The organism is Sorangium sp. So ce117 (genome assembly GCF_051524395.1).
Lineage (GTDB): Bacteria > Myxococcota_A > Polyangia > Polyangiales > Polyangiaceae > Sorangium > Sorangium cellulosum_B.
Window position 1 is genome coordinate 142044 of sequence record NZ_CP150309.1, and the last position, 24242, is coordinate 166285.

The following is a 24242-nucleotide window of genomic DNA, read 5'->3' on the forward strand; positions in this document are numbered from 1 at the left end:
CTCCCTCGGGTGCGAGCGTCGTCAGATTCCGAACACGTCACGAGCGTCGGCGATCTCGCCGCGGACGGCGGCCGCCGCGACCATCACCGGGCTCATGAGCACGGTGCGCCCGGTGGGGCTCCCCTGCCTGCCCTTGAAGTTGCGGTTGGACGAGGACGCGCACAGCTCATCCCCGATGAGCTTGTCGGGGTTCATCGCCAGGCACATCGAGCAGCCCGGCTCGCGCCACTCGAAGCCCGCGTCGCGGAAGACCCGGTCCAGCCCCTCGGCCTCGGCCGCGCGCGCCACCTCCATCGACCCCGGGACGGCCAGCGCGCGCACGTGCGGCGCGACCCTGTGCCCCTGGATGCGCCGCGCGACCTCCCGGAAATCCGAGAGGCGCCCGTTCGTGCAGCTCCCGATGAACGCCACGTTGATCTTCGTCCCCTCGATCGGCTTGCCGCCCTCGAGCCGCATGTACTCGAGCGCCTCGCGGATCAGCGCCCGCTCGGACTCGTTCGCCACGTCCTCGGCCGCCGGGACCTTCTCCTTCACCGAGATCGCCTGCCCCGGCGTGATGCCCCAGGTGACCGTCGGCGCGATCTCGCTCGCGTCGATCCGGACGACGTCGTCGTAACGCGCGTCCTCGTCCGAGGCGATAGAGCGCCAGTACTCGAGCGCCTTCTCCCACGCCTCGCCCTTCGGCGCGTACGGACGCCCCTTCATGTACTCGAACGTCACCTGGTCCGGGTTGACGTAGCCGACCCGGGCGCCGCCCTCGATCGACATGTTGCACAGCGTCATCCGCTCCTCCATCGAGAACCCCTCGATGGTCGACCCGCCGTACTCGTACGCGTAGCCCGTGCCGCCGGACACGCCGAGCCGGCGGATGATCTCGAGGATGATGTCCTTCGCGTAGACGCCCGGCCCGAGCTTGCCCTCCACCTGGATCCGCCGGACCTTGAGCCGCTGGAGGCTCAGCGTCTGCGTGGCGAGGACGTCGCGCACCTGCGTCGTCCCGATCCCGAACGCGATCGCGCCGAACGCGCCGTGCGTCGACGTGTGCGAGTCGCCGCAGGCGATCGTCATGCCCGGCTGCGTGAGGCCGAGCTCCGGGCCGATGATGTGCACGATGCCCTGCTTCCCCGACTCGAGATCGAAGAAGGTGACGCCCTGCTCGGTGCACGCCTTCTTGAGCGCGTCGACCATCCCCTCGGCCAGCGTGTCCTTGAACGGCCGCTTGCGGTTGTCGGTCGGGACGATGTGATCGAGGGTCGCGAACGTCCGCTCGGGCATGCTCACCCGCAGGCCGAGATCGCGGAGCATCCCGAACGCCTGGGGGCTCGTCACCTCGTGGATCAGGTGAAGGCCGATGAAGAGCTGGTCCTCGCCGCTCGGCAACGTGCGGACTTTGTGGAGGTCCCAAACCTTGTCATAGAGACTCTTACCCATGATGGCCTCTCGCGGTGCGCTGGAATCGGGTGAAGGGGGGTGAAGGGGACGGCGTGCGAAGCGAAGCGGACCGCCTGACGCCGGCGCCAGGGCGCGCCAGCGGCCTCCCTCGAAGGCGGCCGGCCGCCGCCGGTCTGGCGGTGCAACGTCGGGCGAGCGGCATGACTATGCGGGCGCGAGAGAATTAAGTCGAATGAAACTTTTTTCACGATCGATTAAGTAAAGCTACATGGACGCGTCGCTGCTCCCCGCGCTCGAGGATGTGCTGATGGTGGCCCGGTCGGGCTCGGTCGCCGAGGCGGCGCGGCGGCTGCACAAGACGCCGTCGGCGATCAGCCAGCAGGTGCGCCGGGTGGAGGAGCGCTTCGGGGTGGCGCTGTTCGAGCGCGACGGGCGCGGCGTGCGGCTGAGCCCGGCCGGCGAGGCGGCGCTCGGCGCGATCACGCGGCTGTTCGACCAGGCGGAGGGGGTGTTCGAGCTGCTCTCGGAGCTGGCGGGGGAGCCGTCGACGACCCTGCGCGTGGCGGCGAGCGACTACCTCGGCAAGGGGCTGCTCGTGCCGGTGATCCGCCAGATGCTCGAGAAGCGCGCGCCGGTGCGGTTCGCGATCACGACGGCGAACTCGGTCGACGCCGCGCGGGGGGTGGAGCGCGGCGAGGTGGATATGGGCCTCGCGTCGGCGTCCTCGGCGGGCGGCGATCTCGTGAAGCAGCCGCTGTTCGTGCAGCCGTTCCTCTGGGTGGGGCCGCGCCTCAAGGGCACGGCGCCGGCGCTGCGCGAGCGGCTCCGGCACGAGCCGCTGCTCCGGCTGGCGCCCGGCAGCGTGGGGCGGCGGATGCTCGACGCGTACCTGGATCGCGAGCGGATCCGGCCCATCTCGACGATCGACGTGTCGAGCGTGTCGCTCCTCGTCTCGTACGTCTCCGGCGGGCTCGGCATCGGCCTCGCGCCGGCGCTCGCGCTGACCGAGGTTGCGCGCTCGCGGCTCGACGTCGAGGTCGCGGAGGTCGACCCGCTGCCCGTCGAGCTGATGATGCGCGAGAATTTCCGGCGCAATCCGATCGTCGAGCGCTTCGTCGAGCGGCTCGCCGCCGAGGGGCGCCGCGCGGAGCAGCGGACGCGCGCGCTCCTCGGCGGCTGACACCGCGCGAGGCGCGCCGCCGCTCGTCAGGTGGACGGGGGCGCGACACGAGGGGCTTGCTTCGTTGACCGGAGCGCGCGCCCGGGGCGCCAGAGGGACAGTCGGCGCGGCCGGCCTGTGTGGCTCAGGGCTCGCGCGTGTTGCCGCGCGTGTCCTTCAGCATCACGTCGTGGACGCCGCCCTCGTGGATGCTCACCGCGGACGCGACGGTCAGGCGCGCGCGCATGTACAGGTCGCGCAGCGAGGTGGCGCCGCAGTTGCACATCGTCGAGCGCACCTTGGCGAGGGTGACGTCGAGGTTGTCCTTCAGCTTGCCGGCGTACGGCACGTAGCTGTCGACGCCCTCCTCGAACTCGAGCTGATCCTTCTTCTTGCTGGTATCGCCGTGGTCGTAGCGCTGCCAGTTGCGCGCGCGGTTGCTCCCTTCGCCCCAGTACTCCTTCATGAACTGGTTGTTCACGCGCACCTTGCGCCCGGGCGACTCGTCGAAGCGCGCGAAGTAGCGGCCCATCATGACGAAGTCGGCGCCCATCGCGAGGGCGATGGTGATGTGGTAGTCCTGGCTGATGCCGCCGTCGGAGCAGATCGGCACGTAGACGCCGGTCCGCTGGAAGTACTCGTCGCGCGCCTTGGCCACCTCGATCACGGCCGACGCCTGGCCGCGGCCGATCCCCTTCTGCTCGCGCGTGATGCAGATCGAGCCGCCGCCGATGCCGACCTTGACGAAGTCGGCGCCGGCCTCGACCAGGTAGAGAAAGCCCTCGCGATCGACGACGTTGCCGGCCCCGACATAGGCCGGCTTGCCGAGCGACTTCACGAAGGCGATGGTGTCGCCCTGCCACTCGGAGTAGCCGTCCGACGAGTCGATACAGAGCACGTCGGCGCCCGCCTCCACGAGCGCCGGCACGCGATCTCTGTAGTCGCGCGAGTTGATGCCGGCGCCGACGATGAGGCGCTTCTCGTGATCCACGTTCTCGAGCGGGTGCGCCTGGTGGGACTCGTAGTCCTTGCGAAACACCAGGTACTGGAGGTGCTGCCGCTCGTCGATGACGGGTAGGGTGTTGAGCTTGTGACGCCAGATGAGCTCATTCGCCTCCTGCAGATCGAGGCCGACCTTGCCGCAGTGGATCGACTTGAACGGCGTCATGATCTCGCGCACCGGCGTGCTGAGCGGCGTCTTGCCGAGCCGGTAATCGCGGCTCGTGATGATGCCGACGAACCTGCCCGTGGGCGTGCCGTCCTCGGTGATCGCAATCGTGGAGTGGCCCGTGCGATCGGTGAGCGCGAGGACGTCGCCGAGCGTCGCGTCGGGGCGCAGGTTCGAGTCGCTCACGACGAACCCGGCCTTGTAGTTCTTCACGCGCCGCACCATGGCGGCTTCCTCCTCGATGCCCTGCGAGCCGTACACGAACGACAGGCCGCCGCAGCGCGCGAGCGCGATCGCGAGCTCGGCGCCCGAGACCGACTGCATCATCGCGCTGGTGATCGGCACGCTGATCGTGAGCGGCGCGAGCCTCGGATCCGGCGGCGTCGCGCCCGGATCGGCCTTGAACCGGACGACAGGGGCCGTGAGATCGACGTTCGCGGGGACGCAGCCCTTCGTCGTCAGATTCGGGACGAGCAGGTACTCGCCAAACGTCCTGCTCGGCTCATCGTAGATGAATGCCATGTCGGCTCCTAGTGCAAGGACCCCCGGCTGTCAAACGCGAGCGACGCCGATCTCCCGTGAAAGCCGTGTAATATCGATGGTTTGCGGGGCAACGGCGGGCTCTGAAGGGCGGCGCGAGGGGCGAGGCGACCGGGGCCCGGCCGCCCGCCAGCGTCGGGGCGAGGCGGTGCAGGAGCCCGGGCGGATGACCGGGCTCCCTGGGGGGCGGAGCTAGAGCGGGCGCACCGGCAAGCAGAGATCGCAGCGAAAGTTGTTGGTCTTGGGATCGTGGAACTCGCCCTGGTAGAGCTCGAAGCAGGGCCGATGGTCGGGCTGATAGCCGCTCTCAGGGAGCCACTTCCCGAAGAGCTGGTCCCAGGCGGCGCCGATCGTGCGCGCGTCGCCGACCCACGCGCCCGCGGCGTACTTGCCGCCGGCGATGTCGGTCACGTTGACGTCGCCGTCCGCCTTGAAGTCCTGCGGGATCACGATGGCGGCGTCGAGGCGGCACTTGGCAGGCTCGGTGACCTTGGGGTTGTCGTGCGCGATGTTGAGGCAGATGCGGTCCGGGGTCCACAGATCGCGCGCGCTGGCCCAGCGGATGAGCCGTTGCCAGGCCTCGCCGACGCTCCCTTCCGGGCCATAGGGGCCGACGGTTCGGACATAGGCCACGTGGTAGCTCGGCAGGGTCTTCACGGTCACGTTCATGATCTCCTCCTCGTCTTGGCGGGCGTCCGTGCCCGACGAGGAGGCATCTTGGTCAGGCACGCAGGCGGCTGCTTTGCACGGATTGCGCTCGACTTGACCCGGCTTGCGATCCGCTTGCCGCGCGTTGCGCGCGTGCGCGGCGCCGCCGTTGCGCCAGGCGGAGGCGCTCATGCCGAAGCGCTCCTTGAAGGCGCGCGCGAAGGCGCTCGCCGAGCTGAAGCCGTTCTCGAGGGCGATCTCGAGGATGTCGGCGCGCGGCCGCTGCACGAGGTGGCTCGCCGCGGTCTCGAGGCGCGTTCGCTGGATGAACTCGCGAAGGTTCTCGCCCGTCATGGACTTGAACACGCGGTGGAAGTGAAACGGCGAGAACGCCGCCACCGCGGCCAGCGTGTCGAGGGAGAGGTCCTCGGCGCGATGGGCCTGGATGTAGTCGACCACGCGGTTGACCCGCCGCTCGTACTCGGCGCGGCTCCTGTCGGACGTTGCCACAGGCGGAGGGTAGCTGATGGCTGGTTGCAGAAAAAAGTGCCTCGGCGGCGACCGCACCCAGGTTGGGCGACCGCACCCAGGTTGCGGCGACCGCACCCAGGTTGAGGGGGCACGGCCGCACCCAGGTTGAGGTGATCGGGCAGAAGACGACCACACCCGGGTTGCGGCCGACGACGGTCGAGGCCAGGCGACCACACCCAGGTTGCGCGCACCCACCCAGAGCGCGCGCCTCGGTTTGTGTGAGCCGCAGGTTCCGCTATCCAGCCGATGGCGCCAAGGCTAGCAGCCGTCGCTGCGACAGCGGTCCAGGTGGCGGACCACGTGGCGGCCGCCACCCGTCGTACCCGTCGCGTCGGCGTAAGTCATTGAAATGATTGATCACGATCCGTGGTACGGCATTTGTTCGTATGCCCCGGCCATGAGCCAGCCTCGTGAAATCGCTCCCGGCGCCACCTACCTCATCACCCGTCGCGTCCTGCGCCGGCATCTCCTTCTCCGCCCGGATGCTGCCCTCACCCAGTTCCTGGTCTACACGCTCGCCGTTTCGACCCGTCGATTTGGCATCGAAGTCCACGCTCTTTGCGCGATGTCAACGCATCTGCACCTCGTCGTGACCGATGTGCAAGGCGTTTTGCCGCGCTTCTTGCAGTTTTTCCACCGCATCGTCGCGCTTGGAACGAAGGTCCTCCGCACGTGGGAAGGACCGGTGTGGGACCACGAACCCACGAGCGTGGTGCGGCTGCTGACGCGCGCGGCTACGGTGGAGAAGATCGCCTACGTCCTCGCGAACCCCGTAGCCGCTGGCCTCGTCCGCCACGCGCACGAGTGGCCGGGGGCCAAGTCGGATGTGAGCGAGCTCGGCGGTGGCGTGCTCCGTGCAGCGCGTCCCTCCGTGTATCTTGATCCAGAGAATCGGCAGTGGCCGGAGGAAGCGACGCTTTCGTTCGCGCTACCACCCGCCATCGAGCACGACAACGCGGAAGGCTTTCGCCGTGAAGTCGCGGCCGAGCTTGAGCGACAGGAAGCGCAAGCCCATGCGGAGTTGCAGCGGCAAGGGCTCCGATTATTAGGCAACAAAGGCGCCTGTACGGTCTCCCCTTACAGCCGCGCGACGAGCTTCGAGGCGCTGCGCGATCGCAATCCGACGTTTGCCGTCGGCCGTAACCAGGGCGATGCATGGCGAGTCGCTGGTGCCGCTGTGCGAGCGTTTCGTGCGTCATACCGTGCTGCGCTCGAACGATGGCGTGCCGGGGTACGAAGCGCCGTCTTTCCGGCGGGGACGTGGTGGATGCACATCTATCATGGCGCCAGCGTGGCGGACGTCGTGCTCACGATGTAGGCACCTCGGCGGTGCGTCACAGCACCACAGCAGGGCGGGCTAAGGCGCCGTCGTGGGGAAGGTCCGTCTGGGGAAGGTGAAGCGAGCGGGAGCGTTCTCGAGGCGCTGGGGATAGATTGCCGCGCTGGGCTCGCGCGAAGCCGGGTGAAGGTTGTGGTCGGATGGGTCTGAGCGAGAGGCACCTTCGGTGCCGCAGACCTCAACCTGGGTCGGGTCGGGCGGTCTGGATTGGGTCGGGCGGCGTCCGGCAGCCCACAGGCCTCAACCTGGGTCGGGTCGTCTACTGGAGCTCCAGCTCGTCTACTGGAGCTCCAGCTCGACGAGTCGGATCTCTCCCTCCAGGAACCCCGTCTCCCGGAAGTACGTCACGTACTCCACCCGCCCTCCTTCCCGCGCGAGCTCCGCGTGCACGAGGCCGGCATACGGCCACGCCTCCGGGATAGGCGGGACCTCGGCGGTGACAACCACCGCGCTGTCCGACCATGGCCCCTCCGGCGCCGGCGCCGTCCGGAGCGAGATCTCCGACGATACCGGCTCGCTGTACAGCGCGATGTACCTGCCGACGTGCTCGTTCCAATGCACCGACATCATCGGTGCCCCCGCCATGACCGGCTCCGCCTCCTCATAGCCCTCCACCCAGCGCCCGTCCGAGAAGAACCGCCACGCGGCGCGCTCCGTTGCCTCCGCGAGCGCGGCGCGCGCGACGAGGCACGGGCACGTGAGACCCGAGCACGCGCAGGCGTAGGCGTAGAGCATCCCCCCGCGGACGAGCGCCGCCGACGTGAGCGAGGGCTCATCCGCGCCGAAGAGGAGCGTCGGATCCGCAGCGCCCGGGCGTACCTCCGGGCGCGCGAGCGGCGCATCCAAGCTCTCCCAGACCGCGATCGACGAACCCTGCATGTCGAAGTCGAACACCCCGAGCCGCCCCGTCACCTTGCTGTAGAAGACGAGCGCACGGCCGGTCGCCTCGTCGACGACGATGGGTCCCGGCCACAGCGCATAGCGCGCTCCGCAGTCCTCATCGCACGTCTCCTCCGCCCGAGGGTCGGAGTGCGCGAGGTTGAACTCGAGCTCCTCCTCGGTGAACGGGAGGAACTCCCGCGGCGCGCCGGCCGCGTCGAGCGGCTCGGTGAGCGACGAGAGCCCATCCGACGCATCCAGATCGTCGGTCGCGCAGAAGGTGCTCGACCTCCACAGCGCTCCGTCTTCCCCCGGCATCTCCAGGGTCGTGTCGCCGAACACCCAGACCGATCGGTCGCCCCACCGCGCGCTGTAGCCGCCGTCCCGCCCTCGAATCGCCGGGGCAAACTCCAGCGCACCCAGGTCGCGCACCGCACGCACCGCTGCCTCGGGCGCGTCCCCGCCACACCCGGCGCACAGGAGAGCGAACCCGGCGGCTCCCATGGTCCTTCGATAACGCATGCGCGCGAGGGTACCATGGGGAGCCAGAACGCCGCCGCCGTCGGCGTCGCTCCGCCGCCGGACCACACGCGACCGCGGCGCCGACGGGCCGCCGCGCGCGCGAGGGCTCTGGCGCGGAGGACGGCGGCGATCCGCAAAAGGCGAGGGGAGCTACTCTGCTGCTCGGCTCACGGTCCGGAAGACCACGATGTCTCCGCCGCTCTCAGATCTGCCGGCAGGCGGCAGCGCAGCGGCGGCACTCGTCAGCGCACGTCTTCATCTGCGTATCACCCGTGAGCTTATCGCAGCTCGCCGCGCACTGTTCGCAGAGGCTCGCGCACACGCTCATCATCTGGGTGATCTGCGGCGAGCTACGCAGGAGGAGCTTCGACGTCGCCTCGCAGATGTCGGCGCAGTCCTGGAGCAGCCGCATGTGCGGGGCGCTCACGTGAGAGCCTCCCATCTCGAGGCAATACTGCGCCGCGTGCGTGCAGATCGAACCACAATCCTGGGTGAACCGGGCCACCTCCCGGAACGATCTGTCCCCCGGAAACTTGATCATGAGAACCCCCCTTGACCCAACTGGCCGCCTCTCGCCGCGAGTAAGCCTCGCGACAAGGCGGCAACTTCGGTATCTGGAGGGTGCATGGATTCGATGGCTTTCGCATGTCGGGCCATCCCGCATATAGGCCTCGGAACAGCGACCGACGCCGAGACCGCCGTGCCCTGAACGCCCCTCGCGAACGGCCGGGACGCCGCGAGGCATGCGCGAACGCCTTGCCCGAACGGCTGTTCCCGCCCTGGTCGCTCTCTCTGCGCGACAGCGCGACACGCTAGCTCGCGATCGACGCCCGGACGTCGACGGTCAGATCGGCGAACCGCATCGGAGCGGCTGGATCGAGCAGGGTGGCGGTCCGTCAAGACCGCGCCTGAACACTAGCACCCGGGCGCGCGGCAGATACCCATCTTCAGGCGGGCGATCTCCTGGAGCTCCTCGGCGATCTCGAGCGTGCGCATCGCGGCGGCGCGCGCGAGCGCCTGGGCCTCCTCGGTGACCGCGAGGCGCGTGAGGAGCCGCCGGCCCATCTCGTGGTGATGGCCCTCGTCCGGCTGGATGACCTCGCGGTAAAGACGCGCGGTCTCGGCGTCGCCTTGCGACTCGCAGTAATCGATGAACGCCTGGTTGTGCACCTTCGCGAGCGCCTCCCGCGTGAACTGGCCCGCTGCGACGCGCTCGACCGTGGAGCCGAGCCCCTTCAAGTACCCGAACATCGGCGTGGGCGGCCCGAACTTCGCCGGGATGGCGGCGGGGTCGACGCCGAGCGCGCGGAGCCGCTCGGCGATGAGCCGGTAGTGCCTCGCCTCGTCGCCGCACTGGCGGGCGAGGGCGAGCTTCACCTCCACGTCCGTCTCGGTGGTGAGCCAGAGCGCAGCCTCTTCGGTCGCCTCGAGCTCCTTCTTGAGCGCGGTCGCGAGCAGCGCCGGGATGCCGACGCCGCTCGCCGGCTCCGCCGCGCGGGCCACTGCGCCGATGTGGGCGAGGCGCTCACCGACCTTGCGGTCGAGCTCGTCGAGGAATTCCTCTGGCTTCATGCGGGGCATGATGGGCGCGCCCCGTGCGGCGGGTCAATAGGCCGCGCTTCCGGCGGCCAGGGGGGTGTACCCTCCTCGAATGGCCTGGAGCTTCCTGCCGTCGTGGATCGATCTCGAGTCGGTCTCGATCTCGTTCGACCTCCCCGCTCGCGCCGTCCTGAGGCGCACCGGAATCGCCGCGCTCGCCACGTCGAGCGCGACGGCGCTCCGCCTGACGCTCGCGCCGGCGCTCCTGCGGATCACCTTCGAGCCGTACCTCGTCATCAACCTGCCGCCGCCGCTCGGCGACATGGGGCTTCAGCAGGTCGAGTACGACTTCCGTTCAGGCGCGATGACGCCCAACGTCTTCTACACGGGAGGGCTCGTCCGGGTCGGAAAGGGATCGGCGGAGGACGAGGCGCGCGCCTTCATGCGCGGACTGGTCACCTCGACGCCCATGGCCATGCCCCCGTACGACCCCACGAGCGATCCCGATCTCGTCGTGACGGTGCGTCAGGTGCTCTCGAACCTCGAGGCCGGCGGCAGCACGGCCGTGCGGGGCGCCCGCTTGTCTGCGCGGCTGACGCTGCACCAGGAGCTCGCGGGTGGGGTGGGCTCGGACGGGTTCCGCATCCCGGCCGGCGCGACCATCGCGGCCAGCGTCGATATCGAGGGCACGCGGCAGGAGATCGAGACCGCGCCGCGCGTGCAGCGCATCGAGGTCGACTGCTCCTCGGCGGTGCTCCACAAGGGGGGAGTCGACCAGGCCGACGTCCGTCGCTTCGTCGTGAAGCGCGGCGGCGAGATCGCCGTCGAGCGGGTCGAGCCCCTCGGCGCGGCGCGCCAGGCAGCGGGCGCCGAGTCGCTCGTGCGCCTGTTAGGCGCCCTCGTCGCGGGCGGCGGCGTCGCGCTCGACCCGCAGCGCCTGGGGCCGAGCGCCGTGGAAGGGCTCGTCAAGGAAGAGATCGCGCGCGCCCTGCGCCCCGCGCTCGTCGAATGGGTGCAGCAGAACGCCGACGTCGTCGTGGGGATGGACCTGCGGCAGGTGCTCGGGATACCGGCGGAGGGAAGCGCCGTGGCATGACGACGGGGAGCGCGGGCGCTCGGAATGTGCGCGCCGCGCTTCTCCGGGCGCCGAGCGCCGGAGGGGTGTTATAAGCTCCGGAATGCGACTCTCCGCGATCCACATCTATCCCGTCAAAGGTTGCCGGGGCCTCGCGGTCGACGCGGCCGCCGTCGACGCGCTCGGCCTCGCGGGCGATCGGCGGTTCATGATCGTCGACCCCGAGGGAAAGCCCCTCACGCAGCGCCCGCTGCCGCGCATGGCGCTCATCGAGACGCAGCTCTCCGAGAGCGCGCTCACGCTCGGCTTCGCCGGCCGGCCGCCGATCTCCGTGCCGCGCAGGGCCGAGGGCGCGCGCCTGCTCACGGTCGAGGTCTGGAGCAGCAGCGGCCTCCTGGCCGAGGATTGCGGTGACGAAGCCGCCGCGTGGCTCAGCGGCGTGCTGGATCACCCGGCGCGTCTCGTCCGCATCGGCGAGGCGTTCCGGCGGCCCGTCCTCAAGGCCTCGGTGGCAGGCCCGGAAGACGTCGTGTCGTTCGCCGACGAGTTCCCGCTGCTCGTGATCTCCGAGGCCTCCCTCGCCGATCTGAACGCTCACCTCGAGGGCCGGGGCGCCGCGCCGTTGCCGATGGATCGCTTCCGGCCCAACCTCGTCGTGAGCGGCTGCGCTGCCTTCGACGAGGACCGGTGGGGCCGCGTCCGCATCGGAGACCTCGTGCTCCGTGCCGGCGGCCCGTGCGGCCGCTGCGTCGTCACCACGACCAACCAGCTCACCGCAGAGCGCGGCCCGGAGCCGCTCCGCACGCTGGCCACGTACCGGCGCGATGCGCAGAGGCCCGGCGAGGTGAACTTCGGACAGAACTACATTCAGGAGACGAAATCCGGCACATTGCGCGTGGGGGACGAGGTGACGGTCGTGTGACCGAGCGCCCGAACGGCTGCTGCGTGGCGGTTCCTCAGGTGTCGCGGCGGCTCCGGGGAGGGGATGCGGCGGGCCTGCCTGCGCGGCGCGGATCGCGGCGCGGTCGTGATACAAAGGGCCCATGAAAAAGCACGCGCTTCGTTCATGGATCGTCTCGCTCGCCGTTGTGACCCTGCTCTCCTTCGTGTCGCTCGGCAGCGCGTACGCCGGAGAGGCGGAGAAGAAGCTCGCCCTGGAGCTCACGCACCTCGTCATGCCGAAGGACGTCTACAACGCGCTCCTCGATCAGCTGATGACCAACATGGGAGCCTCGATGCAGCAGGCGGGCGCGAAGATCTCGCCCAGGGACGCCAGCAAGCTGAAGGCGGTGGTCGCCGAGGTGCTGCCGTACGACGAGCTTGTCCAGTGGAACGTCGAGATCTATGCGGGGAAGTTCACCGCCGATGAGCTGAAGGAGCTCATCAAGTTCTACGGCACCCCGGTCGGAAAGAAGGCCGCGAAGCTCCTCCCGGAGATCAGCGGCGAGGTGGGGAAGAAGGTCGGGACGGTCATCGTCCAGCGGATGCCCGCGGCGATGAAGAAGGCCGGGATCCAGTAGAGGGCGCGGCGCTCGGCGGTGCGCTCTGCGCGCTACCGCCTCTGGGCCAGGAAGCCGGCGATGGCGTCGAGCAGCGCCCGCGGCTCGTCAGCGCGCACCCAGTGGCTGCTGCGCTCCAAGATACGTAGATTCGCGCCCGGGATGAGCCGCGCTATCTCCTCCGAGAGATCGGGTGGGCAGATCCAGTCGTGTCGGCCGGCGATGACGAGCGTGGGCACCGCGATCTCGGGGAGGCGCGGCGTGAAATCGAATCTCCGCATGAACCCCTCCAGGCCGACGTTCCACGCGTCGACGCTGTAGATGGTGCGCGCGCGGGCCTCGGCCGCCTTCTGTGGATCGAAGGTGGTCGAGTAGAGCGGTCCCAGGATCTGGAGGAGGTCGGCGAACCGCTCGTCGCTCTCGATCTGGCCGGCCCACAGGCGTTCGCACGCCGCTCTCTGCTGCTCCGTGCCGCGCTCCGCGACGATCCGCTTCGCCCGGTCGATGAGGCGATGGCTGGCCGCCGTGGCCACCAGGATGAGATGAGAGATGTTCCGCTGGTATTCGAGCGCATAGGCCATGGCCACCATGCCACCATAGGAGTTGCCCATCACCACGATACGATCGAGGCCGAGGTGCAGGCGTAGCGCCTCCATGTCCTCGACGTTGTTCTCGAGGGTATACGTCTCCTTTGGCCCGCGCGCGGAGCGGCCCTGTCCGCGATGATCGAAGTAGACGAGCTGCGCCTGGTCGGCGAGCGGCGTCATCCCGCCCTTGTGCGAGGAGTGATCTGCGCCAGGTCCGCCATGTACGACGAACATCACCGGCTTTTCGCGCATCCGCGAGCCGTCGGGGACGAGGCCCACGCCCTCGACGTCGAAGTAGAGCTCGGTGTCTCGGATCCTGGCGCGCACCGCGTCAGGGTATCCGATCGCGGGGCGCGGTGGCGCGGGCGGGGGTGCGTAAGGAGTAGCAGCGGAGGCGCACCTTGTTGCCGGGGCAGCAGGGATCGCCGGGGCGCTGTCGCGGCCGGTCGCCGTCAGGCAACGCCGTGTCGGGCCAGCCAGTCGAGCTGGCGCTGCCAGGCGTCGGCGGCGGCTTCCGGCCGGTAGCTCGGCCGGTAGTCGGCGTAAAAGGCGTGCGGGACGTCAGGGTAGACCCGGATCTCGGAGTGTGCGGCGCCGGGCGCGCTGGCGGTCTCGGAGGCGGTACGGAGCGCTTCCTGCAGCGCGGTGACCGTCGGGAGGGGGATGCCCTGGTCCTGTCCGGCATAGAGGCCCAGCACAGGCGCCTTCAGCGCGCTCGCGACGTCGATCGGGTGCTTGGGCTGGGCCTCGGTCCGATCGCCGGTCAGGCGCCCGTACCAGGCCACCGCCGCCTTCAGCGCCGGGTTGTGCGCGGCGTACAGCCACGTGATGCGCCCGCCCCAGCAGAAGCCGACCGCGGCCGCCTTGCGGACGTCGGCCTTCCCGGAGGCTTCGGCGAAGGCCACGCTCGCATCGAGGTCCGAGAGCACCTGACGGTCGGGCACGCGGCCCGCCAGGGTCCGGAACTCGTCGACGGTGCGGAGGTGGCTCGGATCGCCTTGCCGAACGAACAGATCCGGGGCGAGGGCGTAGTAGCCGCGGTGCGCGAAGCGACGGACCACGTCGCGGATGTGCTCGTGGACGCCGAAGATTTCCTGGATCACCAGCACCAGAGGGAAGGGGCCACCGGAGGCGGGGTGGGCGCGGTAGCCGGGGAGGTCACCGGCGGGCGCGGGAAGGGTGATCGCGCCGGCGATGAGTCCGGCGTCGTCGGTATGGATGGGCTTCGGAGCGTTGCTCTCGGCGAGCGGCGTGGAGGCGGTCATGGCGGGCGCTTAGCAGCCTCCGTGCCATGACGGGACCGACCCGACCCAGGTTGAGGTTCGAGATTCCGACCCGACCCAGGTTGAGGTTCGAGATTCCGAGATTCCAACCCGACCCAGGTTGAGGTTCGGGGTTCTGACCCAGGTTGAGGTGCCAAACCCGACCCAGGTTGGGGTGCCAGAGGTGCCAGCGACGGAGCCGCAGCTACCCTGCAGCGCGCGCACCCTCGCCGGCGACGGCCTGCGGCCGCCATTGCCCGACGTTGCCGGTGCGCTCGGCGAAGAACTCCCGCGTGCGTCGCCACGAGAGCTGCGCCGCGTCGGCGTGGTACGCCGGCCGCGTCTCGTTGAAGAACCCGTGGCGCGTCCCAGGGTACACGAACGAGATCAGCTCCCGCCCCGCAGCCCTGAATGCCTCCCCGACCGCTGGCGCCCTCGGGGTGATCGCCGGATCCTCCTCCGCATAATGCACCTGCAGCGGAAACCGCACGTTCTTCACCTGCTCCAGAGCCGGCGCCTGCCCATAGAACACCGCGCCCGCCGCGAGCGCCACGCCTGCGACCGCGAGCTGCCCCACGAGCCCTCCGCCCAGCGAGAACCCGACGGCGGCGACGCCCCCCGGCCGCACGTCCGACCGGCCGACGAGGTGCGCCGCCGCCGCCCTCGCGTCGGGCAGGTACGTCGACGTGTCGCGGCTACCGAACCAGGCGAACACCTTCTTCAGCCGCTCCTGTTCGTTCGCCGGCAACCGCACGACCACCTCGTCGCGGTCGGCCGCGCGGAGCAGGCTCACCCCCCGGGCCACCTCCGCCTCGGTGAAGGTCCGGTGCGTCGCGTCGTGCGAATACAGGTTCGGCGCAAACGCGAGGTACCCTTCCTGCGCGAAGCGCCTTGCCAGCTCGATCGTATGGACCGTGAGCCCCAGCCCCTCGTGGAGGATCAGCACCGCCGGCGCCGGCGAGCGCCCGCCCGACGCCGGGCGGACCTGCACCGCCTCCACCGGCCCGTGGGGCCCCTCGAACGACGTCCTCTCGACGCCTGCGCTCGCGGCGCTCATGCCTGCACCTCCGCCTCGGGCGCCTTGTCCTTGCGGGCGGGCTTTACCTTGCTCGGAGGCCGCTTGCCGAATGGCTCCCCGGCCACGATCTCGGAGCGGACCCCGTCGACCCCCACCGGGATGTCTCCGGTCAGCGTCACCCGGTAGAGGACGCGATCGACGTCGAGGTGCCCGAGGTCCTGCGGCCCCAGGTGCGCCGTAGCCCGGTTGTCCCAGAACGCAATGCTGCCCGGCTCCCACCGGAACCGCACCGTGTACGCCGGGCGGCTGATCTGCTCGAAGAGCAGGTCGAGGATCGCGCTGCTCTCGCGCGGCGACAGCCCGACGATGTGGCTGGTGAAGCCCGGGCTGACGAACAGCGCCCGCTCGCCGGTCTCGGGGTGGACGCGCACCACGGGGTGGATCGAGATCAGCGGGTTCTCGCGCACCTTGCGCAGGTACGGGCTGTCCTGGTCCTGCGGCGCGAACCGCAGCCCGAAGCGGTGCTCCGCGCGCAGGCCATCGACGAGCGCGCGCAGCGGCGCGGACAGCCCCTCGTAGGCTGCCACGAGGTTCGTCCAGGTCGTGTCGCCGCCGTAGGGTGGCAGGATATGCGCCCGCAGGATCGACGCCGCCGGCGGGTTCACGGCCGCGGTGACGTCGGTGTGCCAGCGGTTCTCGTAGCTGAAGCGCCTGCCGTAGCGGCGATCGTAGCGGCGGCTGTCGATGGCGAGGATCTCCGGGTGCTCGTCGAACGGCTCGTCCTCGTGCGGATGGGCGTAGGTCACCTCGCCGAAGCGCGCGGCGAAGGCGATCTGCTCGGCGTGGCCGAGCGGCTGGTTCCGGAAGAAGACGACCTTCCACTTCAGCAGCGCCGCGCGGATGGCCGCCACGGCCTCATCGGGCAGCGGCTTCGAGATGTCGGCGCCGTGGATCTCGGCGCCGATGTGCCCTGCGAGCGGCTTCACCTGGATGGCTTGATCGGATGCTCTCTGGCTCATGGGTCTCCTCCGCGTGGTCCCCCCCGCCACGTCCTTCGTGACGCCCGATATGCGGGCGCCGTGCCAGGGAGCGAGCGGCGGCGTGCGCGTGGGGACACCGGAGGCGGGGCGCGCGTGCGGAGGTCCGTTTGGTGGGGGACCGAGGTGGCCGGGGCGTCGTGACGTCGCCGCCCGCGGCGAGCGCGTCGAACACCTTCGTCCTCTCCGCGAGTTCGCCAAAGTGCAAGCAGACCTCGGTGTTGCTCTCCTTCGCGGCCGGCGTGCCGGGCATCGTGTCGCTGACCAGGATGACGCCAGGACCGATGTGCAGCGTGGCGTGGATGATCCGGTCGTTGCTCTCGGGAGATGGGTTGTCGCCCGGCACATCGCCGAAGCGCATCACGCCCTCACACTTCGCCCCGAGCGCGCTCTCGTAGAGAGCTTGATGGCCCTCTCGGCGGCTCCGTCGAACATCAGACAGGGATCCAGGCGCTTGAACGACATGGGTGTGCCCCGTGCGGCCCGGGAGCGAGCAGCGTCGCTCCGGGAGCGATTTCGATGCGTCGACCCTTTGAGGAGCTCCAGAACCTCCATCGTCGCGGAGATGACGCGGCGGACGAGCGGGAGGGGCGTCCCGGAGGCGTCAGTCCACTGCCGCCGTCACGATCCACGCGGCGCTTGCCATGCGCACGCCCCCGGGGCCGTCGTGCGGCGCGACCGCCTCGCGCACGGCGGCCCGCACGCGGTCGACGACCGCCGGCGTGGGGCTCGCCTCGCGCAGCGCCGCGGCCGACGGGCCCATCTGCAGGAGGAAGTCCACGGTCTCATCGAGCGACCTCCCGCCCGCCACGAGGAGCTCCCGATCGAGCGGCTCGTGATGGATCCGGACGAACCCCGCGCGCGACAGGATCTCCCGGACGCGCGCGGCGTCGGCGAACGCGAACGGGCCTGGCGCGTGCGGCTCGGCCTGCGGCATGGGGATGTGCCGGGCCGTCGCCATGGCCGGCACGTGCAACCAGGGGTTCTCCTGGAGCGGCCGCCAGCAGACGAACGCGAGCCGCGCCCCGCCCCGCAGCGCCCGCCGGAGGTTCGCGAAGGCCGCCTCGGGCTCGGTGAAGAACATGACGCCGAAGCGCGAGTAGAGGACATCGAACAGCCCGGGCAGCGCCGCGGTCTGCGCGTCCGCGTTCTCGAAGGCCACGCGCGTGGCGCCTGCCGCCCGTGCGTCCTCGCGTGCCCTCTCCAGCATCGGCGCGGAGATGTCGACGCCGAGCACGGAGCCGCCCGCGCCGACGCGCCGGGCAAGCTCGAGCGTGGTGTCGCCGAGCCCGCAGCCGACGTCGAGGACGCGCTCGCCCGCGGCGATCCCCGCGCGATCCATGGCGAGGACGCCCAGCGGCCGGATCGACGCCGAGATGGCATCGCCGAGGGCCACCCATTTCGGTCCGCCGACCTCGTTCCAGTAACGGATCTGCTCGGCGTTCGGTCCGGCAACCTCGATCATTGTTCGAGCTCCTTTCGATTTTCGGCTGGATACGCGCGACCCGCTCGTGCAAACGGCGCGACGTCATTCGCTTTCCTGGGGCGCCACCACGATCTCCGTCCGCAGCCGGACGCCGCGCGCGCCCTCGGCGGTGCCCCTGAGGGGCGCGACGTCATCGTAGTCGCGTCCGTAGCCCAGCACGATGTGCCCGGGCGCGCCCAGGCGCCCGAGCGTCGGATCGAGGTCGTGCCAGCCGCCCGACGGCAACCACACCGACGCCCACGCGTGCGAGGCGCGCGCCGGCGCCGAGGCGGAGCCGGCCACGTAGCCGCTCGCATAACGCGCCGCGAGGCCCATCGATCGCAAGCACGCCACGGCGAGGTGCGCGAAGTCCTGGCAGACGCCGCGCCGGAGCTCGCAGAAGACGGCGATGCCGGTGTCCGCGGCGGTGACGCCCGGGGTAAAAGTGAAATCCCGTCGGATCTGGTCGACCAGCCCCTCCAGCGCGCCGCCGAGCGGGAGGCCTTCCCGGAAGCACCCCCGCGCGTAGTCCGCCATCGCGCCGCTCCGCGGCGCGCGCGCCGTGCCCTCCACGAGCGCGCGCAGCGCCGGGTCCTCCGCCGCGGCGGCCGCCGTGCGCGCCGCCACCGCCCGCCAGTCGTCCCCGAGATCGCCGGCGCCGCCCGTCGCCTCCTCGCAGAGGCGCACCAGGCTGAGGGCCGTGACGTCGATCGCGCCGAAGCTCCCGCAGATCTCTATCCGCGCGCAGAGGTTGCCGAAGGCGTCCTCCTCGACCCGCCTCGAGCGCGGCAATGGCCGCACCACGAGCTGGTGAAACTCGACCGCTTGATGCGGCAGCGCGCGCGGGGTGAGGTGCGCGTCCAGCCGGCACGTGACCGCGCCCTCGGCCCCGAGCTCGTACCGGCTGCGGTGAACCACGCGGTAACGACGCGCTGCCACGTGGACCCCCTCCGCCAGCCGCGCGGCCCCTCAGCCGCTCACGATCACCTTCGCCTGCGACGGCGCGACCTGCACGCCCATGGGCATGTTCGGGCTCTTTCCGTTCTGCGCCACCGCGCACGCGTGGAACACGACCGGATTGCCCTCGGCCTTCACCTTTGCCGAGAAGCTGCGGAACATCGCCTCGCCCTTGATCTTGCCGCTCACGACGCCGCCGGCAGCGCCCGCCTCGTCGCCGGTCGACATCGGGATCTCGCTCTGCTTCGTGAGCACCGGCTTGCCCTCTACCAGCACCTTCAGGGCGCAGGTGCTCGGGAGCGCCTGGTTGCACATCGCCACGTTCGGGTACGGCAGCGGCACCGGCGGACCAGGCGGCGCAGGGGTCTTGCACGTGTCCGGCATGGCCTGGCAAATCCCGGCCTGCGTCGTGGTCACAGGGAACATCGCCGCGCCCTCCTAACCCAGGTTGATCCGCTGGCCATCGATGCTCACGTCCTCGCGCGCGTCCACCGATACCTCGCGCCCGCGCAGCTCGATCACGTCCTCGACCAGCGCGCGCACCCGCCCGGCGCGGAGCTGGTGCAGCTCGCGCACCTCCTGGAAGAGATCCCCCGCCCGCGCGATCACCCGCCCGGCGATCGACTCGATCTTGCCCACGGTGGTGTGCGCCCGCTCCAGCACGGCGGTGAGCGCCCGCCCCTCATAGCGCGCCTCGGCGATGCGCACGTCGCCCCGCTCGGCGACGGCGGCGAGCGCCTCTCCGGCCACGGTGACGCGCCCGGGCGCGACCTGCACCGTCGCCCCGCGCTCGCCGTCGCGCGCGCTCAGGGTCGCGCCGCTCCGGCTCGTGATCGCGACCTCGCCGGCCGCCCAGCAGCGGATGGCGCCGCCCGCCACGAGATCGATGTCGCCCCCGGGCGCCGCGAGCGAGAGGCCGCCCGCCGCGACGAGGCTGCCCCGACCGGTCTCCGCGTCGTACTCGAACAGCAGCCGGCCGGCCCGGTCGTGCACCGCGACGACCTCGTGGCCGTCGCGCTCGACGATCGACGCCGAGGCGCCTGCGCGCGCCACGATGCGCAGCGGGCGCTCCTCTGACAGCGCGCGCGGCGCGCCGTCGCGGAGCCCCTCGGGGCGCGCGTCGGAGGGCGGGGGCTCGACGGGGAGAGCAGGGAGGGCGGCGGTGGGCATGGCGGTGGTCCTCGGGTCGTGGCTTCGCGGCCGTCGTCGGCCGTTCATAACAGCGTGGGTGGGCGCCAGTCCTCGGCGCGGGCACGATCCGGATCGGTCCCGCGGGCGCCCTCGCGCTTCGCGCCGTCCCAGCGCGCGTGCGCGGTGGCCGCCCGGTGCAGGTTCACGCCGCGGCAATCGGCGCCCGACAGATCGGCGCCCGACAGGTCGGCGTGCGACAGATCCGCGCCGACGAGCGAGGCGCCCTCGAGCCGCGCGCCGCTCAGATCCGCCTTGCGCGCCATCGCCTCGTCGAGCCGCGCGCCGCCGAGATCGGCGCGCGCGAGCGCGGCGCCGTCAAGGCACGCCCGGGAGAGATCCGCGCCGGCGAGCCGCGCGCCCCGGAGGCTGGCGCCGGTCAGGTTCGCGACCCCGAGGCGCGCCGAGACGAGCGAGGCGCCGCCCAGCTGGGCGCCGGCCAGGCTCGCTTGCGCCAGATCGGCCCCGTCGAGCCGCGCGTCCCGGAGGTCCGCGCGCGACAGGTCGCAGTCGCGGAGCACCGCGCCCGAGAGATCCATCCCGCCGAGCTTCGCCTCGACGAGCGAGCTCTTCGCGAGCCGCGCGCCGGCGAGCCGCGCGCCCCGGAGATCGAGCCCGAGCAGCGAGGTCCCCTCGAGCGAGGCCCCCCCGAAATCCGCGCCGGAGAGGGCGGCGCCGGCGAGCTGCGCGCGCTTCAGCGTGGCGCCGTGCAGGCGCGCGCCGGACAGGTTCGCGCCGCGGAGGCGCCCGCCCGCGATGCGCGCCTCGGAGAGATCGGCGCCCGCGAGGTCGGCGTCCGAGAGATCGACGCCGGTGAGCTCGGCCCGGGCGAGGCGGGCGCCCGGGAGGCGCGCGCGGCGCAGATCCGCGCCGTCGAGCGCGGCGTCCTGGAGCGACGCCTCGGCCAGATCGGCGCCCGTGAGCTCGGTCCCGCGCAGCGCGGCGGCCGCGAGCAGCGCGCCGCGCAGGCGGGCGCCGCGCAGGCGCGCGCCCGAGAGATCGCAGCCCGACAGGTTGGCGCCGGTGAGGTCGGCCCCCTCGAGGCCGGCGCCGTCGAGCCGGGCGCCGTCGAGGTTCGCGCGCTCGAGCACGGCGCCCTCGAGGTCAGCCCCGCTCAGCGTGGCGCCGGCGAGGCGCGCGCCGCGCAGCGAGGCGCCGCGCAGCGAGGCGCCGCCGAGCGCCGCGGACGGGAGCTGCGCGCCGTCGAGATCGGCCGCGTCGAGCTTGCAGCCGCGCAGGTCGAAGCCGGACAGGTCCGCGCCGGCGAGGTTCGCGCCCGTGAGGTCGCCGCCGGCGAGGTCGCGCGGGAGCGCCGCGCCGCGGAGGTCCTGGTTCGGAACGCGGAGCCCGCGGACGAGGCGCGCGCGCGACAGGTCGAGCGCGCCGAGCGCGACGCCGACGAGCGTCACGGCGGCGAGCTCGGCGTCGATGAAGCTCGCGCCCCCGAGCGCGCAGCGGTCGAGCTCGACCTCGCGGAGCGTCGCGCCGTCGAGGCGCGCGCCGTCGAGAGCGCACTCCGCGAGCGCGGCGCCGGTCAGCGTCGCGGCCGAGAGATCGGCGCCGGCGAGGTCCACGCCCTCGAGCCGCGCGCCCGACAGATCGGCCCCGCGGAGCGACGCGCCGGCGAGCGACGTGGCCCCGGCGGCGTACCCCGCGTACCCGGCGGCGCGCAGCGCCTCGACGGACTCGGCGCCGAGGTCGCGATCGGCCTCGAGCGGCAGCGTCGCGGCCGCGGCGTCGCGGGTGAGCCGCGCGTGGCGCGCGAGCACCGCGCGCTCGAGGCGCGCGCCCGACAGATCGGCCCCGCGGAGCGTGACGGCCAGGAAGACGGCGCCGGCGAGCCGCGCGCCGGCGAGCCGCGCGTCGCTCAGGTCGACGCCGTTGAAGAGCACGCCCGAGAGATCGCGGCCCGCGAGGTCCACGCCGCGCAGGTCGAGGCCGACGATCATCGGCGGATCGAGCGGTCCGGCGTCGAGGCGCGCGAGGAGATCTTCCTTGTCCCGCGCGAAGCCCGCGGAGGTGGCGGCGGCGCCGGTCACGTCGCGCCTCGATCGCTCGTGAGCAGCGTGGACGCGAGCTGCGCGTCCTCCAGGTCGGCGCCCTCGAGCCGCGCCTGCCACAGGGCGGCCTCGTACAGCCCGGCGCCGCGCAGGTCGGCGCCGCGCAGGTCGGCGGCCTCGAGGCGAGCCCCGTGCAGGTTCGCCCGCTCGAGGCGGGCGCCGCCGAGCCGCGCCCGCGTCAGGTCGGCGCCCGCCAGGTCGGCGCCGCGCAGGTCGGCGCCGCCGAGCTCGGCCCGGCCGAGATCCGCGCGGCGCAGGCTCGACAGCGCGAGGTCGGCGCCCGTGAGGTCGGCGTGCATCCAGCGCGAGCCGTCGGCGCGGGCGCCGCGCGCCTGGGCGCGCGGCAGGCGGGTGTGCTCCGAGGCGCGCAGCCCGCGCAGGTCGGCGCCGCGCAGGTCGACCGCCTCGCCGTGCGCCCCCTCGAGGCTCGCGCCCTCGAGCGCCGCGCCGGCGAAGGACGCGCGGTCGAGCGCCGCGCGCGCGAGGCGGGCGCCGGCGAGCTGCGCGCCGTCGAGCCGCGCCCCGGTGAGGTCGGCCTCGAGGAACGAGGCGCCGGCCGCGGCCGCGCCGGTCAGGACGGCCCCGCGCAGCGCCGCGCGGTCGAGGCGCGCCTTGCCGAGCGCCGCGCCGGTCAGGTCGGCGCCCGCGAGGTCGGCGCCGGAGAGGTCGGCGTCGTTCAGCCTGGCCGCCGGGAGCCACGCGCCCGCCATCCTGGCGCGAGCGAGCGTCGCGCCGTCGAGGTCGGCCCCGGCGAGGCGGGCGCCGGTCAGGTCGGCGCCGACGAGCAGCGCGCGCGGGAGGCTCGCCTCGCTGAGGTCGAGCCCCGACAGGTCGAGCCCCGAGAGATCGGCGCCCGCCATGCTCTCGCGGATCGACACGCAGAGCTCCACGCGCTCGCGCGTCCACGGCGCCGCGCGCTCCGTGGCTGCCCGGTCCCGCGCCTCGTCCTCGCGCTCCAGCGCGTCGAGCTGCGCCGGGTCGTGCCCCCCGGCCTCGAGCGCCTTCTTCATCTGCTCGCGGCTCTTCCGCTGGATCTCGTCGAGCTGCGCCGGGTCCCCGCCGAGCTTGCCCAGCCACGCCTCGAGCTCCGCGCCGGGCGGGCGCGGGCCATCGACCGACGCGCCGAGCGAGTCCACGAGCGCCGCGGGGGCGCCGCCCCGCTCGAGCGTCGCGCGGATCTGCGCGAGGAGCTCGGCGTCGTCGACGCCGGCCAGGGGAGACGCTCCGTCGTTGTCGTTGCCGGGCGGCGCCGCCGCGGCGGGCGCCTCCGCCACGGCAGGGCGCGCCTCCAGCAGCGCGAGCGCGAGCCGCTCGCGGTAGCGCGCGGCCGCGACGCGGCCCTCGCCGAGCGGCTCGCTCTCGAGGAGCACGTGCCGCACCTCGGGGTGGTCCTCGGCGGAGACGGGCGCATGGCCGCGCCACACGAGGATGAGCGCCTCGGCCTCCATGTCGACCCGGACCGTGTCGAGGTGCAGCTGCACCTCGCGGAAGCGCTCCGCGCCGCCCGCGAGCTCGTCGAGGAAGCAGCGCATCCGGACGCCGGGGAGCCGCGCGCGGTACTCGCGCCGCGCGCGGTGCAGGTTGTGGCAGACGATGTCCTCGTCGCCGCGCGGGTACTCGGCCTGGAGCGCCGGCACGGCCGCGTTGAAGTGGCTCCAGTCGAAATCGTCGGGGAAGAAGGGCCAGCGCTGCTTCAGCCAGCGCTCGTCGTAGGTGCCGAGCTTGCTCGCGCGCAGCGCCCAGGCGGCGGCGAGCGGCCCGAAGCCCGCGGGCGGCGGCCGCGCCGCGGGCGAGTCGACCGGCGCGCGCGGATCCTCGATGTTCGGCAGCGGCCGTCGCCTGAGATCGCGCTCGCTCGGGTCGAACACGCCGCGCCCAACCGGGTTGGCCGCGAAGCCCTGGCCCCCGAAGGCGCGGTCGAAGCCGAGCGGCATCTCGACGAACGGCTGCGGGTCGGTGCGCTTGCCGGCGGCCGGGTCGGTCCAGTACCGGTCGCCGGTCACCTGCAGCGCGAGCGACGCCTTGCCGACGGCGAAGCTCACCGGCAGGGAGCTGACGGGCCGGCGGCCGGGCGCGTGGGCCTTGCCGGTCAGCAGGAGATCCGCCTTCGGCTTGAAGGGGGAGAAGTCGGACGCCTGGAGAAGCGCCCCGCGCGGATCGTCGCCCTCGTGCACGTCGCCGAGCGGCGGCTCCGGGGCGTCGGCGGGGATCGCCGGCTCGCCGGGCACGAGGCGGTAGGTGCCCTTCGCGATCAGGCACAGGGCCCATTGCGGGGGCCGGATCTGCCAGGCTACCGCGGCGAACGTGGTGGGGGTGTGGTTGACGATCTTCATGGCAGCTCTCGACGCGCGCAGGCCGCGCGCCCGCCGAGCGGGCT

The 24242-nt window shown here is 72.1% G+C and carries 22 protein-coding genes; 6 read left to right on the forward strand and 16 right to left on the reverse strand.

Features of this window, described 5'->3' with window-relative positions; translation table 11 throughout:
* Nucleotides 1–21 precede the first annotated feature (21 nt).
* A complete protein-coding gene (leuC, locus tag WMF46_RS00585; protein ID WP_437548551.1) occupies nucleotides 22–1431 on the reverse strand; it encodes a 3-isopropylmalate dehydratase large subunit in 1410 nt (469 codons plus the stop codon).
* Between the two features lie 229 nt (nucleotides 1432–1660).
* On the opposite strand from leuC, the gene WMF46_RS00590 reads away from it, so the two are divergent.
* Nucleotides 1661–2572: a LysR family transcriptional regulator gene (locus WMF46_RS00590; protein WP_437983799.1), complete on the forward strand. Its 912-nt coding sequence runs from the start codon at nucleotides 1661–1663 to the stop codon at nucleotides 2570–2572.
* Nucleotides 2573–2696: 124 nt separating this feature from the next.
* On the opposite strand, the gene WMF46_RS00595 is transcribed toward WMF46_RS00590, so the two are convergent.
* Nucleotides 2697–4241 (reverse strand): IMP dehydrogenase, encoded by a 1545-nt coding sequence (locus WMF46_RS00595; protein ID WP_437859277.1) that lies wholly within the window; start codon nucleotides 4239–4241, stop codon nucleotides 2697–2699.
* A 210-nt stretch (nucleotides 4242–4451) separates the two neighbouring features.
* The gene (locus WMF46_RS00600; RefSeq protein ID WP_437983800.1) at nucleotides 4452–5417 is read right to left on the reverse strand and encodes an AraC family transcriptional regulator; all 966 of its coding nucleotides are present in this window, start codon (nucleotides 5415–5417) and stop codon (nucleotides 4452–4454) included.
* A gap of 418 nt (nucleotides 5418–5835) precedes the next feature.
* Between WMF46_RS00600 and WMF46_RS00605 the strand changes: the two genes are divergently transcribed.
* A complete protein-coding gene (locus tag WMF46_RS00605) occupies nucleotides 5836–6756 on the forward strand; it encodes a transposase (RefSeq protein ID WP_437988029.1) in 921 nt (306 codons plus the stop codon).
* Nucleotides 6757–7056: 300 nt separating this feature from the next.
* Here the strand turns inward: WMF46_RS00605 and WMF46_RS00610 are convergent, their stop codons facing one another.
* The 3 genes from WMF46_RS00610 to WMF46_RS00620 all read right to left on the reverse strand — a co-directional run bounded on the left by WMF46_RS00610 (nucleotide 7057) and on the right by WMF46_RS00620 (nucleotide 9750).
* On the reverse strand, nucleotides 7057–8178 hold the full coding sequence (locus WMF46_RS00610; protein WP_437983801.1) for a DUF4185 domain-containing protein: 1122 nt from the start codon (nucleotides 8176–8178) through the stop codon (nucleotides 7057–7059).
* Between the two features lie 202 nt (nucleotides 8179–8380).
* Complete coding sequence (locus WMF46_RS00615; protein WP_437297157.1) at nucleotides 8381–8719, reverse strand: four-helix bundle copper-binding protein; 339 nt, start codon at nucleotides 8717–8719, stop codon at nucleotides 8381–8383.
* 374 nt (nucleotides 8720–9093) lie between these two features.
* Nucleotides 9094–9750, reverse strand: coding sequence for a ferritin-like domain-containing protein (locus WMF46_RS00620; RefSeq protein ID WP_437715035.1), 657 nt, complete (start codon nucleotides 9748–9750; stop codon nucleotides 9094–9096).
* A 79-nt stretch (nucleotides 9751–9829) separates the two neighbouring features.
* On the opposite strand from WMF46_RS00620, the gene WMF46_RS00625 reads away from it, so the two are divergent.
* The 3 genes from WMF46_RS00625 to WMF46_RS00635 all read left to right on the forward strand — a co-directional run bounded on the left by WMF46_RS00625 (nucleotide 9830) and on the right by WMF46_RS00635 (nucleotide 12312).
* Nucleotides 9830–10813, forward strand: a complete 984-nt coding sequence (locus tag WMF46_RS00625; protein WP_437983802.1) for a hypothetical protein — start codon at nucleotides 9830–9832, stop codon at nucleotides 10811–10813.
* 82 nt (nucleotides 10814–10895) lie between these two features.
* Nucleotides 10896–11714, forward strand: coding sequence for an MOSC domain-containing protein (locus WMF46_RS00630; protein WP_437983803.1), 819 nt, complete (start codon nucleotides 10896–10898; stop codon nucleotides 11712–11714).
* Between the two features lie 121 nt (nucleotides 11715–11835).
* Nucleotides 11836–12312: a DUF2059 domain-containing protein gene (locus tag WMF46_RS00635; protein WP_437906448.1), complete on the forward strand. Its 477-nt coding sequence runs from the start codon at nucleotides 11836–11838 to the stop codon at nucleotides 12310–12312.
* Between the two features lie 32 nt (nucleotides 12313–12344).
* Here the strand turns inward: WMF46_RS00635 and WMF46_RS00640 are convergent, their stop codons facing one another.
* The 4 genes from WMF46_RS00640 to WMF46_RS00655 form a co-directional block, all read right to left on the reverse strand.
* Nucleotides 12345–13205 carry an alpha/beta fold hydrolase gene (locus WMF46_RS00640; RefSeq protein ID WP_437983804.1) on the reverse strand — a complete coding sequence of 287 codons (861 nt, stop codon included), beginning with the start codon at nucleotides 13203–13205 and terminating at the stop codon, nucleotides 12345–12347.
* A 125-nt stretch (nucleotides 13206–13330) separates the two neighbouring features.
* Nucleotides 13331–14143, reverse strand: a complete 813-nt coding sequence (locus WMF46_RS00645) for a dienelactone hydrolase family protein (RefSeq protein ID WP_437983805.1) — start codon at nucleotides 14141–14143, stop codon at nucleotides 13331–13333.
* A gap of 202 nt (nucleotides 14144–14345) precedes the next feature.
* Nucleotides 14346–15197: a dienelactone hydrolase family protein gene (locus WMF46_RS00650; RefSeq protein ID WP_437983806.1), complete on the reverse strand. Its 852-nt coding sequence runs from the start codon at nucleotides 15195–15197 to the stop codon at nucleotides 14346–14348.
* Nucleotides 15194–16177, reverse strand: coding sequence for a TauD/TfdA dioxygenase family protein (locus tag WMF46_RS00655; protein ID WP_437983807.1), 984 nt, complete (start codon nucleotides 16175–16177; stop codon nucleotides 15194–15196). The genes WMF46_RS00650 and WMF46_RS00655 overlap by 4 nt, the downstream gene beginning before the upstream one ends.
* Before the next feature lie 158 nt (nucleotides 16178–16335).
* On the opposite strand from WMF46_RS00655, the gene WMF46_RS00660 reads away from it, so the two are divergent.
* The gene (locus WMF46_RS00660) at nucleotides 16336–16593 is read left to right on the forward strand and encodes a hypothetical protein (RefSeq protein ID WP_437983808.1); all 258 of its coding nucleotides are present in this window, start codon (nucleotides 16336–16338) and stop codon (nucleotides 16591–16593) included.
* 206 nt (nucleotides 16594–16799) lie between these two features.
* Here the strand turns inward: WMF46_RS00660 and WMF46_RS00665 are convergent, their stop codons facing one another.
* From WMF46_RS00665 to WMF46_RS00690, 6 genes are all read right to left on the reverse strand, one after another.
* Nucleotides 16800–17660, reverse strand: a complete 861-nt coding sequence (locus WMF46_RS00665; protein ID WP_437983809.1) for a class I SAM-dependent methyltransferase — start codon at nucleotides 17658–17660, stop codon at nucleotides 16800–16802.
* A 63-nt stretch (nucleotides 17661–17723) separates the two neighbouring features.
* Nucleotides 17724–18599 carry a transglutaminase family protein gene (locus tag WMF46_RS00670; RefSeq protein ID WP_437983810.1) on the reverse strand — a complete coding sequence of 292 codons (876 nt, stop codon included), beginning with the start codon at nucleotides 18597–18599 and terminating at the stop codon, nucleotides 17724–17726.
* Between the two features lie 30 nt (nucleotides 18600–18629).
* Nucleotides 18630–19043: a DUF4150 domain-containing protein gene (locus WMF46_RS00675; RefSeq protein WP_437983811.1), complete on the reverse strand. Its 414-nt coding sequence runs from the start codon at nucleotides 19041–19043 to the stop codon at nucleotides 18630–18632.
* 12 nt (nucleotides 19044–19055) lie between these two features.
* Nucleotides 19056–19787, reverse strand: coding sequence for a DUF3540 domain-containing protein (locus WMF46_RS00680; RefSeq protein ID WP_437983812.1), 732 nt, complete (start codon nucleotides 19785–19787; stop codon nucleotides 19056–19058).
* A gap of 44 nt (nucleotides 19788–19831) precedes the next feature.
* Nucleotides 19832–21844, reverse strand: coding sequence for a pentapeptide repeat-containing protein (locus WMF46_RS00685; protein WP_437983813.1), 2013 nt, complete (start codon nucleotides 21842–21844; stop codon nucleotides 19832–19834).
* A complete protein-coding gene (locus WMF46_RS00690) occupies nucleotides 21841–24198 on the reverse strand; it encodes a DUF2169 family type VI secretion system accessory protein (RefSeq protein WP_437983814.1) in 2358 nt (785 codons plus the stop codon). The genes WMF46_RS00685 and WMF46_RS00690 overlap by 4 nt, the downstream gene beginning before the upstream one ends.
* Nucleotides 24199–24242: the final 44 nt, after the last annotated feature.

Excerpts from the sequence above, each read along its gene's own strand:
- leuC (WP_437548551.1), bottom strand. The coding sequence starts at position 1,431 with ATGGGTAAGAGTCTCTATGACAAGGTTTGGGACCTCCACAAAGTCCGC.
- WMF46_RS00590 (WP_437983799.1), top strand. The coding sequence starts at position 1,661 with ATGGACGCGTCGCTGCTCCCCGCGCTCGAGGATGTGCTGATGGTGGCC.
- WMF46_RS00595 (WP_437859277.1), bottom strand. The coding sequence starts at position 4,241 with ATGGCATTCATCTACGATGAGCCGAGCAGGACGTTTGGCGAGTACCTG.
- WMF46_RS00605 (WP_437988029.1), top strand. The coding sequence starts at position 5,836 with ATGAGCCAGCCTCGTGAAATCGCTCCCGGCGCCACCTACCTCATCACC.
- WMF46_RS00610 (WP_437983801.1), bottom strand. The coding sequence starts at position 8,178 with ATGCGTTATCGAAGGACCATGGGAGCCGCCGGGTTCGCTCTCCTGTGC.
- WMF46_RS00615 (WP_437297157.1), bottom strand. The coding sequence starts at position 8,719 with ATGATCAAGTTTCCGGGGGACAGATCGTTCCGGGAGGTGGCCCGGTTC.
- WMF46_RS00620 (WP_437715035.1), bottom strand. The coding sequence starts at position 9,750 with ATGAAGCCAGAGGAATTCCTCGACGAGCTCGACCGCAAGGTCGGTGAG.
- WMF46_RS00625 (WP_437983802.1), top strand. The coding sequence starts at position 9,830 with ATGGCCTGGAGCTTCCTGCCGTCGTGGATCGATCTCGAGTCGGTCTCG.
- WMF46_RS00630 (WP_437983803.1), top strand. The coding sequence starts at position 10,896 with ATGCGACTCTCCGCGATCCACATCTATCCCGTCAAAGGTTGCCGGGGC.
- WMF46_RS00635 (WP_437906448.1), top strand. The coding sequence starts at position 11,836 with ATGAAAAAGCACGCGCTTCGTTCATGGATCGTCTCGCTCGCCGTTGTG.
- WMF46_RS00645 (WP_437983805.1), bottom strand. The coding sequence starts at position 14,143 with ATGACCGCCTCCACGCCGCTCGCCGAGAGCAACGCTCCGAAGCCCATC.
- WMF46_RS00650 (WP_437983806.1), bottom strand. The coding sequence starts at position 15,197 with ATGAGCGCCGCGAGCGCAGGCGTCGAGAGGACGTCGTTCGAGGGGCCC.
- WMF46_RS00655 (WP_437983807.1), bottom strand. The coding sequence starts at position 16,177 with ATGAGCCAGAGAGCATCCGATCAAGCCATCCAGGTGAAGCCGCTCGCA.
- WMF46_RS00665 (WP_437983809.1), bottom strand. The coding sequence starts at position 17,660 with ATGATCGAGGTTGCCGGACCGAACGCCGAGCAGATCCGTTACTGGAAC.
- WMF46_RS00675 (WP_437983811.1), bottom strand. The coding sequence starts at position 19,043 with ATGTTCCCTGTGACCACGACGCAGGCCGGGATTTGCCAGGCCATGCCG.
- WMF46_RS00680 (WP_437983812.1), bottom strand. The coding sequence starts at position 19,787 with ATGCCCACCGCCGCCCTCCCTGCTCTCCCCGTCGAGCCCCCGCCCTCC.
- WMF46_RS00690 (WP_437983814.1), bottom strand. The coding sequence starts at position 24,198 with ATGAAGATCGTCAACCACACCCCCACCACGTTCGCCGCGGTAGCCTGG.